The organism is Pseudomonas sp. SDO5532_S415 (assembly GCF_054071155.1).
Map to the genome: position 1 here is coordinate 1 of NZ_JBSVWS010000176.1, position 11,569 is coordinate 11,569.

An 11,569-nucleotide genomic window follows, 5' to 3' on the forward strand; every position below is an offset into this window, starting at 1 on the left:
GCGGCCCCAAAAAATGGGCCTGCTGCGCAGTCCAGCGGGAGCAAGCTCCCTCGCCACAGGTCTGTTGGTCGTCCGTTAAATCGCTTTTGTTTCTGGCTTGTGCGCCACGAACCGCATCATCCACTCGGCAACCGTGCTGCCGTGATGTTCACTTTCCAGGCTTGCGATTCCTTTCGTATACACCTGCTCGCCCAGCGCTTGCTGACGAATCTCCAGCAAGGCCCGGGAGTAGTCATGAATGAACTCCGGATGCCCCTGGAAGCACAGCACCTGATCATTGATGTGGTACGCGGCAAATGGGCAGAAATCGCTGGAGGCGATCACTGTGGCGTTTTCCGGCAATGACGTCACCTGGTCCTGATGGCTGATCAGCAGGGTCAACTCTTCGCGCACCGGATTCATCCAAGGCGCCTTGGCGGCGAGTTTGTAATTGTGGGTGCCGACGCCCCAACCCTGGGTCGCCCGCTCGCTCTTGCCGCCCAGCAACAGCGCCAGCAACTGATGGCCGAAACACACGCCCAGCAGTTTGTCGCCACGCTCGTAGCGGGTCAGCAGGTAGTCCTTGAGGGTCTGGATCCAGGGGTCGGTGCCGAAGGAATCGGCCTTGCTGCCGGTGACGAGGTAGGCGTCAAAGGTCAGGTCGTCGCTGGGATACTCGCCCTGCATCACGTTGTACACAGTGAACTCGGCGGCAATGGGCTGCTGCGAAAACAGGTGTTTGAACATCTGCCCGTAACCCTGATATTGGTCGACCAGTTCCGGACGCAGGATGTCGGTTTCGAGAATGCAGATGCGTAACGACATAAAAAATACCTGACACGTGATGGGAATAATGCACACCCCAGAGCCTGCCTTGAAACACCGTAACAAGGCAAGCCCCGCGATGTGTCACCGATCCCTAAAATGCCTCCCCTTTGGCGGCTTTTTCCAGCAACAGTGCCGGTGGTGCAAAGCGCTCGCCGTATTGACCCGCCAGGTACTGGGCACGGGCGACGAAGTCTTTAATCCCGTACTGATTGATGAACTGCAACGCACCGCCGGTCCAGGCCGCGAAACCGATGCCGAAAATCGAGCCGACGTTGGCGTCCGCCGTCGAGGTCAGCACGCCCTCCTCCACGCAGCGTACGGTTTCAATGGCTTGCACGAACAGCAGGCGATCGCGCACATCCTTGGGCGAAATCTGCCCGTCGGCCTTTTCAAAGCGGTTTTTCAGCTCCGGCCACAGGTGCTTCTGCCCCCCCGCCGGGTACTCGTAGAAACCACCGCCCGCGACCTTGCCCGGACGCTTGTATTCATTGAGCAGCAAGTCGATCACGGCAAATGCCGGATGCTCGGTCAGCGGTTTGCCTTCCGCCTGCAGGTCTTTGGCGGTTTGCTGGCGGATATGGCTCATGAGGCTGAGGGAGACTTCATCAGAAATCGCCAACGGTCCGATGGGCATGCCGGCCTTGCGTGCCTCGGTCTCGATCATCGGCGCACTCACGCCTTCGCCCAGCATCGCAATGCCTTCGTTGGTAAACGTGCCGAACACCCGCGAAGTAAAGAAACCACGGCTGTCGTTGACCACGATCGGCGTTTTCTTGATTTGCAGAACGAAATCGAATCCGCGAGCCAGGGTTTCGTCGCTGGTGTTGACGCCCTTGATGATTTCCACCAGCGGCATTTTGTCCACAGGGCTGAAGAAATGCAGGCCGATAAACTTGCTCTGGTCCGGTACCGCCGTGGCCAGGCCGCTGATCGGCAGAGTCGAAGTGTTGGAGGCGATCACCGCGTCGGCACCGACGATTTGTTGCGCAGCCAGGGAGACCTTGGCCTTCAGCTCACGGTCTTCGAACACGGCTTCGATGATCAGATCGCAACCGGCCAGGTCGGCATCGCTTTCAGTGGCCTGAATGCGTGCCAGAACCGCTTCGCGCTGTTCGACGCTCAGCTGCCCACGCGCCACCTTCTTGTCCAGCAACGCCGCCGAGTGCGCCTTGCCCTTCTCGGCAGCGGCGAGATTGACATCCTTGAGCACCACCTCGATGCCTGCCGACGCGCTGACAAACGCAATGCCCGCGCCCATCATCCCGGCCCCCAGCACGCCGACTTTCCTGGTGACGCAAGGCGCAAAACCCTGCGGCCGCGAGCCGCCGGCATTGATTTCGTTGAGCTGGAACCAGAACGTGCCGATCAGGTTCTTGGAGACCTGACCGGTGGTCAGCTCGGTGAAGTAGCGGGTTTCGATCAGGTGCGCCGTGTCGAAATCCACTTGCGCACCTTCCACGGCGGCGCAGAGGATTTTTTCCGGCGCCGGCATGCAGCCCTGGGTTTTGCTGCGCAGGATCGACGGTGCAATGGCCAGCATCTGTGCGACTTTCGGGTTTGACGGCGTACCACCGGGGATCTGGTAACCCTTCACATCCCAACGCTGCACCGTCTTGGGGTTGGCGATGATCCAGGCTCGCGCCTTGGCCAGCAACTCGTCGTGATCCGCCGCCAGTTCATCGATCAAACCCGCCTGCAACGCTTGCTGCGGCCGCACTTTTTTACCTTCGAGCAGATACGGCAGGGCTTTTTCCAGGCCGAGCATACGCACCATGCGCACCACCCCGCCGCCGCCCGGCAACAGGCCGAGGGTCACTTCCGGCAAGCCCAGCTGCACCGACGGGTTGTCCAGCGCCACGCGGTGATGGCAGGCCAGGCAGATTTCCCAGCCGCCGCCCAGCGCCGCGCCGTTGATCGCCGCGACCACCGGTTTACCGAGAGTTTCCAGGGTACGCAGTTGCCCTTTGAGTTTCAGCACCATGTCGTAAAAGGCTTTGGCTTCGGGTTTGCCCACCTTGATCAGCTCATTGAGGTCACCGCCGGCGAAGAAGGTTTTTTTCGCTGAGGTGATGATGACGCCGGCAATGGCGTCCTTGTCGGCCACCAGGCGGGCGACACAGTCAGCCATGGCTTCGCGGTACACCGCGTTCATGGTGTTGGCGCTCTGGCCCGGCATGTCGATGGTCAGGACGACAATCTGGTCCTGGCCTTTTTCGTAACGAATGGCTTGGGTCATGGAAGGTTTCCTTGAATTCGGGGCTCAGAGGCGTTCGATGATGGTGGCAATGCCCATGCCGCCGCCGACACACAGGGTCGCGAGGCCATAACGCAGGCGCCGGGCTTCCAGCTCATCGAGCAAGGTGCCGAGAATCGCGCATCCAGTGGCGCCCAACGGGTGGCCCATGGCAATGGCGCCGCCGTTGACATTGACCTTGTCCGGGTCGACGGCCATGTCCTTGATGAACTTCAACACCACCGAGGCAAACGCTTCGTTGACCTCGAACAGGTCGATGTCTTCCACCCGCAGCCCGGCCTTGGCCAGCGCCTTGCGGGTAGCTGGTGCGGGGCCTGTGAGCATGATGGTCGGATCGGTACTGGTCACCGCCGTGGCGACGATCCGCGCCCGTGGCTGCAAGCCCAGCGCCCGGCCCTTGGCTTCGGAGCCGATCAGCATCAGCGCCGCGCCGTCGACGATTCCGGAACTGTTGCCGGGGGTGTGGACATGGTTGATGCGCTCGACCTGGCTGTAGACGCGCAGCGCGGTGGCGTCGAACCCCATCTGCCCGATCATTTCGAAACTCGGCTTGAGCTTGCCCAGGCCTTCCATGCTCGATTCGGCACGGATGAATTCATCGTGATCGAGCAGGATGATGCCGTTCTGATCCCGAACCGGCACCAGCGACTTGCTAAAAGAGCCATCGGCCCGCGCCCGCGCAGCTTTCTGTTGCGAGTGCAGCGCGTAGGTATCGACATCCTGGCGACTGAAACCTTCGAGCGTGGCGATCAGGTCGGCGCCCACGCCTTGCGGGGTGAAGTGGCTGTGCAGGTTGGTTTCCGGGTCCAGTGCCCAGGCCCCGCCATCGCTGCCCATGGGGACGCGCGACATGGACTCGACGCCGCCGACCACCACCAGGTCTTCGAAACCGGAGCGCACTTTCATCGCCCCAAGGTTCACCGCTTCCAGCCCTGAAGCGCAGAATCGATTGATCTGCACCCCGGCTACGCTGACGTCCCAGTCCGCCACCTGGGTTGCGGTTTTTGCGATGTCGGAGCCTTGATCGCCGATGGGCGTCACGCAACCGAGTACCACGTCATCGACCTGACTGGTGTCGAGGGCGGTCCGCTGCTGCAGCGCCCTGAGCAAGCCTGCTGCCAGGTTTACCGGTTTGACGCTGTGCAAGGCGCCATCAGCCTTGCCTTTGCCACGGGGCGTGCGTAACGCGTCGAAAATCAAAGCTTGGGTCATGACGTCCTCGAACCGCAGTGCAGTGAGTGAAAAACACAGCTCACACTCTTGGCCCGGCGACCAATGGATTCAATGACCGCAGCGCTCACTGGCATTGACGGTCACGCTCAGACGGACGGTCATCGATGACTCGATGAACCGGTTAAAGACCCGCAGGTGTCTAGCAAAAGGCCGCCCAAGAAGCTGGCAATAGGCCTCATGCCTTTTTAATAGCATCGAGTGAGAACTCCATACTAAATGGATCTAAAACAAGCGTGACGCGGCCTCTAAGGTGAAGTTATACGAAGTTGTCGTCGGGTTTTGCCGAGGCGCTCGTCCTACAGGAAGTGCAACGTTTGCCGTCATGGATATATGCAGGCAGGCATCAGGAAATAACAAAAAAAAGGCGGTCAGCCATGTTCAAACAATCGAAAGTTCGCCAAGCAGGTCTCATTCTCTTTGCCACGACATTGCTGTTGATTTTGCCCAACCTGACCAAGGTGATCGGCTAGTCGTTATTCTAAAAATAGGGCACCAGCGTTTTATATCGCCACGCTAAAAATGTGACTGGCTCGCTACCCGGGCCAGCGTGGCTGTGCCAACCTTTGTGGCACTTCCACGACATGGACGGCGATCATTGTGAAAACGTTTATTCTGCTTGGGGCGTTGCTGCTCGGCACACCTCTGCATGCCGCACAGCTCAATCTGGAGTTGGGCGAGTACAGTCGCACCTGGCAGACCGAGGAGTTGCTCAAGCACCCTCAGGTCCTGACCATCAACATCCCCAATGATGTTTCCTACAAACGGGACATGAGCTACCGCGCTGTTCCGTTGGCGGCGTTGTTGTCGGACGTTAAATCCGACGATCATTTGCAAGCTGTTGCGCTCGATGGATTTGCCGCGGAATTACCGGCCGGACCGCTACTCAATACCCAGGGCGCGCGAGCCTGGCTGGCCATCGAAGATCCGGCGAACCCCTGGCCGCCGCTGTCAGAAGGCAAACACAGCGCCGGGCCGTTTTACCTGGTCTGGACCGACCCGCGGGCAGGCAATATCAGCCCGGAACAATGGCCGTTCGAACTGGCCAGCATCAAGCGCCTTGCGCCGGTGGCCGAGCGCTTTCCTACCCTGCTGCCTGATCCCGCGTTAAAGGCAGACGACCCGGTCAACAAAGGCTTTGCGCTGTTTCAGAAAAACTGCCTGGCATGCCATCGATTGAACGGTGCCGGGGACTCGCAGTTCGGGCCAGACCTGAATATTCCGTACAACCCGACCGAGTACTTCGGTGCAGACTTCCTCAAGCGCTACATCCGTGATCCGCAGAGTTTGCGCCAATGGCCCCAGGCGAAAATGCCGGGCTTTTCGGCCGAGGTGTTGCCGGATGAAGACTTGGGGATGCTGGTGGGGTATTTGAAGCATATGGTGGGGCGCAAGGTTAAACCCTGAACGGGTATTACCGGGACTGACCTCATCTCCACTGAAAATATTCTTGTGGGAGCGAGCCTGCTCGCGAAGGCGGTGTGTCAGTCACGATTGGGCTGACTGAACGGCCGCTTTCGCGAGCAGGCTCGTTCCCACAAGGGATCATGGTGTCAGCATTTACTGTTGTTGCACCGAGATCACCGGCGCAGGGGTGGGCGACACGAACACCTTGGCATGCATCTGCTCACACCCGCCGCCGCGACGCATGCCTCGCACCGGGCAGGCGTCCAGATAGTCCAGGCCCACTGCCAGTTTCAAATGGCGCTCGGGTCGGGCCAGTTCGTTGGTCACGTCGAAGCTGTACCAGGCGTCATCCAGCCAGGCTTCGGCCCAGGCGTGACTGGCCAGGTGTTCACAATCCTCGCTGTACAAATAACCCGACACATACCGCGCCGGAATACCCAGGCTGCGGGTGCAGGCGAGAAAGGCATGGGTGTGGTCCTGGCACACGCCCGAACGCCCGGCGAAGGCCTTGGCGGCGCTGGTGTCCACTTCGGTGGCACCCGGCGTATAGGTCATGTGCTGGTTCAGGCCGTGCATCAGGTCAATCAGCGCAGTGCGATCGCGGCGTTGCTTGCACGCTTTCTCGGCAAATGCGCGCAATGCCGCGTCAGCTTCAGTCAGGCGGGTGAAACGCAGGAACGGCAACGCCGACTGGCTCTCGTGCTCGGCTTCGCGCAGCTCGTCGATGTCGACCTGGCCACGGGCGCCGATGATGATCGCCTCGTGAGGCTCGTCCATGGTCAGCACATGCAGGATATTGCCAAACGGGTCGAGTTGCGCGCGCACCGGGCGCGGCAGGTCGAGCTGCCAGCTGAGCACGTGTTGGCGCTCACTGTCGTGGGGAGTCAGTCGCAGATACTGGATGCTCGCCCGCACCTGATCTTCATAGTGATAGGTGGTCTCGTGGCTAATGGAAAGTCTCATGCAGCCTCCAGGTAGGAACTGTGAATCGCGTTGCCCAACTGGCGCACCAGCGGGATGAACTCGGTCAACCAGGCGTGCAGGCCTTCGTCGAGGATTTCGGTGATGCCGGTGTAGCGCAGGCGCGCGTCCATTTCCGCGGCCAGGCGTTGCGCCGGGCGGCCATTGGCCCCCGGCAACTGGGCAAGGATCTGGTCGATTTCTTCGGTGCAGGCACGCAACGAGCGCGGCACGTCGGCCCGCAACAACAGCAACTCGGCCACATGCCGGGCGCCGGGAGCGTCACGGTAGATTTCGGTATAGGCCTCGAACGATGACAGTGCCCGCAGCAAGGCACTCCACTGGTAATACGCGTGGGCCGTGCCGTCGCTGACCGCTTCGGCCTGATCGCCGGCCATTTCGTAACGGGCATCGAGCAGGCGCAAGGTGTTGTCGGCGCGTTCGATGAACGTCCCCAGGCGAATGAAACGGAACGCATCGTTGCGCATGATGGTGCCGTAGGACGCGCCCCGGAACAGGTGGGAACGTTCCTTGATCCACTCGCAGAAACGACTCATGCCGTAGCGACTCAGGCCCTGTTCGGCAATTCCGCGAATTTCCAGCCAGGTCGCATTGATGTTTTCCCACATGTCGGCGGTGATTCGCCCACGCACCGCATGGGCACTGGCACGCGCCGCACCCAGGCAGCTGTAGATGCTCGCCGGATTCGCCGCATCCAGCGCGAAAAAGTGCAGCAGCCGTTCGGCATGCAGCTCGCCGTGGCGTTCGAGGTAATCGTCCAGGGTGCCGGTAATCAACAGCGGCATGGCCAGTTCGTGCAGGCCGTTGCCACGACCATCCTGTGGCATCAGTGACAGCGAATAACTGATGTCGAGCATCCGTGCGAGGTTTTCCGCCCGCTCCAGGTAACGCGACATCCAATACAGATCCGAGGCAGTTCTACTTAACATGACAGGCTTCCTTCAATCCTCGACCACCCAGGTGTCCTTGGTTCCGCCACCCTGGGAGGAATTCACCACCAGGGAGCCTTCGCGCAGGGCGACACGGGTCAGGCCGCCGGGCACGACCCGGGTTTCTCGGCCAGACAACACAAACGGACGCAAGTCGATATGGCGCGGCGCGATGCCGTTTTCGACAAAGGTCGGACAGGTCGACAGCGACAGTGTCGGTTGCGCGATGTAGGCATGGGGCTTGGCGATGATTCGCGCGCGGAAGGCTTCAATTTCCGCGGCTGTTGCCGCCGGCCCCACCAGCATCCCGTAACCGCCGGAGCCCTGGGTTTCCTTGACCACCAGTTCCGGCAGATTGGCCAGCACATGGGACAGCTCGGACGGATTACGACACTGCCAGGTCGGCACGTTCTTCAGGATCGGCTCTTCGTCCAGATAAAACCGGATCATGTCCGTGACGAACGGGTACACCGACTTGTCGTCCGCCACCCCCGTGCCGATGGCATTGGCCAGCACCACATTGCCGGACCGGTAGGACGACAGCAGCCCCGGCACGCCGAGCATTGATTCCGGATTGAAAGCCAGGGGATCGAGGAACGCATCGTCGAGGCGGCGATAAATCACATCAACGGCTTTCGGCCCATCGGTGGTGCGCATGAAGACCTTGTCGTCCCGCACGAACAGGTCCGCGCCTTCCACCAGCTCCACGCCCATCTCCCGGGCCAGGAACGCATGTTCGAAGAACGCACTGTTGAAGCGCCCCGGCGTCAGCACTACAACGCTCGGGTTGTCGATCGGGCTGGAGCTTTTCAGCGTATCGAGCAACAGGTTCGGATAGTGATCGATGGGTGCGATGCGTTGCGCCGCGAACAGCTCGGGGAAAAGACGCATCATCATCTTGCGGTCTTCGAGCATGTAGCTTACACCGCTGGGCGTGCGCAGATTGTCTTCGAGCACGTAGTACGTGCCGTCGCCGTCGCGCACCAGATCGACACCGGAAATATGCGAATAGATATCGCGGTGCAGATCCAGCCCCTGCATCGCCAACTGGTACTGCTCGTTGGCCAGCACTTGCTCGGCCGGAATGATGCCGGCCTTGATGATCCGCTGCTCGTGGTAGAGGTCGGCGAGGAACATGTTCAACGCCTTGACTCGCTGAATGCAGCCCCGCTCGACCACCCGCCATTCACTGGCGGGGATGCTGCGGGGAATGGTGTCGAAGGGAATCAGGCGCTCTGTCCCCTGCTCATCACCGTAGAGCGTGAACGTAATCCCGGCGCGATGAAATAACAGATCGGCCTCGCGTCGCCGTTGTGCCAGAAGCTCGTCAGGCGTTTCGGCCAGCCAACGGGCAAACTCCCGATAATGCGGGCGGACCTGGCCGCCGGCATCGTACATCTCATCAAAATAGGTGCGGATCATGCCGTACTCCTTGTCACCCGGACGTACGGACCTCTGCAAGGCCCGCGCCATCGGCATAAACGCTTTGATATCAATCAGTTGGATATTCAATACACAGACACCGCACCAATCCTGTGCGGTAACTGCCCCCACCTGATCGCCCCCGCTTCATTGCAAGGCAATGTTGTTGCCTATCACCAGCATAGCCAGAGTTGATTTCACTGCCCGGTTAACGCTGTGGATAATCCGTGCATCCGCTGAAAAAACTTCACCAGCACCTGTTCAGTGAAGTCCTCAGCCTCACTTATTCGGTTGCTCCGGCAACCCGGTCCGGCATGCTCCGACCGGTTTCTCTCCTTACCGGTCTTCCCTTTTAGCCACCCGCTCAGGTGGCTTTTTTTTGTTTTGTTGAAATGCGATTTTTTATTCTGCACAAACGAAAACGGCCAACCCGAAGGTCAGCCGTCATTGCTGGTTGCTGCTATTCATAATGTTATGCGAGTCGCCCTCGTACCTCCTGCTTGACCCCCCAGCCCTCAATGATGCCGCCCAATGGCTCGACCACCGCTTCGAAACCCTGCTCGAAGTCGCCGATGTCATCATAGGTGGCGTACATGACCTTGCTTAACTCCAGCGCCCAGGCACCGTCGTCGCGCACACTGATTTGCGCATTCAGGGATTCCCCACGATGAAAATGACCTGCCGCCCTGCGTGCCCGCTCCTCATCCGGGAAAATGGCGTAGAACTCGATGGGATGGAATCGTGAAAAGTCGAAACCGCCTTCTTTCATGCGGCGCAGCACGCTGCTGCTGATGTCTTCTTGATAGGCTGTGCTCATGAAACGTCCTCCTCAAACCGATGGATAGACTTTCCGTACTCCCTTCGCGCGTAACCATGGCTACGGGCGTTTCGGCAACCGATGTGCCGACGGGAAACAAGCATGTAGCTGACAAGACCAGACCTTAGCGATCCATTCGCTGATCTCGATTGCAGAGTAGCCTCAGGATAGAGCCGCTGCCAAGGCCTGGTTGAGAATGTGACAGGAGATGTTCAGATTGGCGTGATACGGAGGATTTGTATGCTGTTCTGGATTTTGAGGTTTTTGACGCTCGCGTCAGGGGTTCGCCCTTCCAGATCGTTCAAATCCAGCTTGGCGGCGACAGGGAGGAGTCGTTCCTTGATGAGTTTGGCGGCCTGCTCGTGACTCGGGCACTCCTCGCACTCGAAGACCTCGTCGATCGTTTCACCATGATCATCCACGAAAGTGACTTTCCACTTTGACATCGGAGCCTCCTCTATCAAACCCGTGAATGGGCTTACACCTATCTCGACTTTAGCTCGAATTGATCGTTCCAACGGATTACAGCAAACAGGATGTAACAACAAAGAACCTGTGGGAGCGAGCCTGCTCGCGAAGGCGGTATACCCGTCGACATTTCAATCGACTGAAAGACCGCTTTCGCGAGCAGGCTCGCTCCTGCAGTAATTATGCATCAACCATCAATCGTTGCTTGGCTTGCCCACTGCTTGCAGCACGTACTGTGGCAAAGCGAAGGCGCCGATGTGTATTTCCGGATTGTAGTAGCGCGTGACGATGCCGCTGCCTGCGAAGCGCTGTTGCAGGGTTTCACGGGACAATTGGCGATAAGCGGTATTGGTCGAGCCCCAGGCAAAGGTCATCGAGCCACCGATGTAGGTCGGTACTGCGGCCTGGTAGAAGTGCCAGTCCGGGAACAGACTGCGCAGGCGACCGGCGGTGGTTTTGACTTCGTCGATCTGCATGAACGGCGTGCCGTTCTGCGTCACCAGGATGCCACCGTCGTTCAGGCAGCGATGGCAGGCCTGGTAGAAGTTTTCCGAGAACAGCACTTCGCCCGGACCGATGGGGTCGGTGGAGTCGGAAATGATCACGTCGAACTTTTCCGTGGTAGTGGCGACGAAACGCATGCCGTCGTCGATCACCAGGTTCAGGCGTGGATCGTCATAGGCGCCTTTGGAGTGATTCGGCAGGAATTCCTTGCACATATCGACCACGGTGCCGTCGATCTCGACCATGGTGATGTGTTCGACGCTACGGTGCTTGGACACTTCACGCAGCATGCCGCCGTCGCCGCCGCCGATGATCAACACGCGCTTGGCGGTGCCATGAGCGAGGATCGGCACATGGGTGAGCATCTCGTGGTAGATGAACTCGTCGGCTTCGGTGGTCTGGATCACGCCGTCCAGCGCCATGACCCGGCCCATGCGCGGGTTTTCGAAGATGACGAGGTGCTGGTGTTCGGTGCGCACTTCGTGCAGCAGTTTGTCCATGCGAAAACGCTGGCCGTAGCCTTCGTAGAGGGTTTCCAGGTAGTCGCTGGCTGGGGTAGTGCTCATGGGAAGTGCTCCGATGAATGCGGGTGGCAACGGACGGTTACCCGCCCATGATGGCCAATCGATCGCCTCGATTGCCCGGGAAAGGCGCGCATTCTACGTTGCGGAACATGACAGGTCGAACCTTCATGACCGGGTGCATACAGAACGATGTGGGAGCGAGCCTGCTCGCGAAGACGGCATGTCA

Annotated in this window: 9 protein-coding genes and 1 pseudogene; 1 reads left to right on the forward strand and 9 read right to left on the reverse strand. The window is 59.6% G+C overall.

Going from position 1 to position 11,569, the window contains the following annotated elements; genetic code table 11:
• Positions 1 to 75: 75 nt before the first annotated feature.
• The 3 genes from ACW9HW_RS25560 to ACW9HW_RS25570 form a co-directional block, all read right to left on the reverse strand.
• Positions 76 to 804, reverse strand: coding sequence for an amidotransferase (locus ACW9HW_RS25560; protein WP_457402068.1), 729 nt, complete (start codon positions 802 to 804; stop codon positions 76 to 78).
• A gap of 94 nt (positions 805 to 898) precedes the next feature.
• Positions 899 to 3,043 carry a 3-hydroxyacyl-CoA dehydrogenase NAD-binding domain-containing protein gene (locus tag ACW9HW_RS25565; RefSeq protein WP_457402069.1) on the reverse strand — a complete coding sequence of 715 codons (2,145 nt, stop codon included), beginning with the start codon at positions 3,041 to 3,043 and terminating at the stop codon, positions 899 to 901.
• 24 nt (positions 3,044 to 3,067) lie between these two features.
• Positions 3,068 to 4,273, reverse strand: coding sequence for an acetyl-CoA C-acetyltransferase (locus ACW9HW_RS25570; protein WP_457402070.1), 1,206 nt, complete (start codon positions 4,271 to 4,273; stop codon positions 3,068 to 3,070).
• Positions 4,274 to 4,875: 602 nt separating this feature from the next.
• Here ACW9HW_RS25570 and ACW9HW_RS25575 point away from each other — a divergent pair.
• A pseudogene (locus tag ACW9HW_RS25575) lies at positions 4,876 to 5,698 on the forward strand (c-type cytochrome).
• Between the two features lie 153 nt (positions 5,699 to 5,851).
• Here the strand turns inward: ACW9HW_RS25575 and ACW9HW_RS25580 are convergent.
• The 6 genes from ACW9HW_RS25580 to speE all read right to left on the reverse strand — a co-directional run bounded on the left by ACW9HW_RS25580 (position 5,852) and on the right by speE (position 11,385).
• Complete coding sequence (locus ACW9HW_RS25580) at positions 5,852 to 6,661, reverse strand: transglutaminase family protein (protein ID WP_095196804.1); 810 nt, start codon at positions 6,659 to 6,661, stop codon at positions 5,852 to 5,854.
• Positions 6,658 to 7,608: an alpha-E domain-containing protein gene (locus tag ACW9HW_RS25585; RefSeq protein ID WP_077044641.1), complete on the reverse strand. Its 951-nt coding sequence runs from the start codon at positions 7,606 to 7,608 to the stop codon at positions 6,658 to 6,660. The genes ACW9HW_RS25580 and ACW9HW_RS25585 overlap by 4 nt, the downstream gene beginning before the upstream one ends.
• Before the next feature lie 12 nt (positions 7,609 to 7,620).
• The gene (locus ACW9HW_RS25590) at positions 7,621 to 9,030 is read right to left on the reverse strand and encodes a circularly permuted type 2 ATP-grasp protein (RefSeq protein WP_007971899.1); all 1,410 of its coding nucleotides are present in this window, start codon (positions 9,028 to 9,030) and stop codon (positions 7,621 to 7,623) included.
• A gap of 472 nt (positions 9,031 to 9,502) precedes the next feature.
• Positions 9,503 to 9,847: a ribonuclease E inhibitor RraB gene (locus ACW9HW_RS25595; RefSeq protein WP_053157306.1), complete on the reverse strand. Its 345-nt coding sequence runs from the start codon at positions 9,845 to 9,847 to the stop codon at positions 9,503 to 9,505.
• A 212-nt stretch (positions 9,848 to 10,059) separates the two neighbouring features.
• Positions 10,060 to 10,293 (reverse strand): hypothetical protein, encoded by a 234-nt coding sequence (locus ACW9HW_RS25600; protein ID WP_095196805.1) that lies wholly within the window; start codon positions 10,291 to 10,293, stop codon positions 10,060 to 10,062.
• Positions 10,294 to 10,509: 216 nt separating this feature from the next.
• Positions 10,510 to 11,385 carry a polyamine aminopropyltransferase gene (gene speE / locus ACW9HW_RS25605; protein ID WP_457402071.1) on the reverse strand — a complete coding sequence of 292 codons (876 nt, stop codon included), beginning with the start codon at positions 11,383 to 11,385 and terminating at the stop codon, positions 10,510 to 10,512.
• Positions 11,386 to 11,569: the final 184 nt, after the last annotated feature.

Coding starts and splice junctions, on each gene's coding strand:
- ACW9HW_RS25565 (WP_457402069.1), bottom strand. CDS start 3,043: ATGACCCAAGCCATTCGTTACGAAAAAGGCCAGGACCAGATTGTCGTC.
- ACW9HW_RS25595 (WP_053157306.1), bottom strand. CDS start 9,847: ATGAGCACAGCCTATCAAGAAGACATCAGCAGCAGCGTGCTGCGCCGC.
- ACW9HW_RS25580 (WP_095196804.1), bottom strand. CDS start 6,661: ATGAGACTTTCCATTAGCCACGAGACCACCTATCACTATGAAGATCAG.
- ACW9HW_RS25585 (WP_077044641.1), bottom strand. CDS start 7,608: ATGTTAAGTAGAACTGCCTCGGATCTGTATTGGATGTCGCGTTACCTG.
- ACW9HW_RS25570 (WP_457402070.1), bottom strand. CDS start 4,273: ATGACCCAAGCTTTGATTTTCGACGCGTTACGCACGCCCCGTGGCAAA.
- speE (WP_457402071.1), bottom strand. CDS start 11,385: ATGAGCACTACCCCAGCCAGCGACTACCTGGAAACCCTCTACGAAGGC.
- ACW9HW_RS25600 (WP_095196805.1), bottom strand. CDS start 10,293: ATGTCAAAGTGGAAAGTCACTTTCGTGGATGATCATGGTGAAACGATC.
- ACW9HW_RS25560 (WP_457402068.1), bottom strand. CDS start 804: ATGTCGTTACGCATCTGCATTCTCGAAACCGACATCCTGCGTCCGGAA.
- ACW9HW_RS25590 (WP_007971899.1), bottom strand. CDS start 9,030: ATGATCCGCACCTATTTTGATGAGATGTACGATGCCGGCGGCCAGGTC.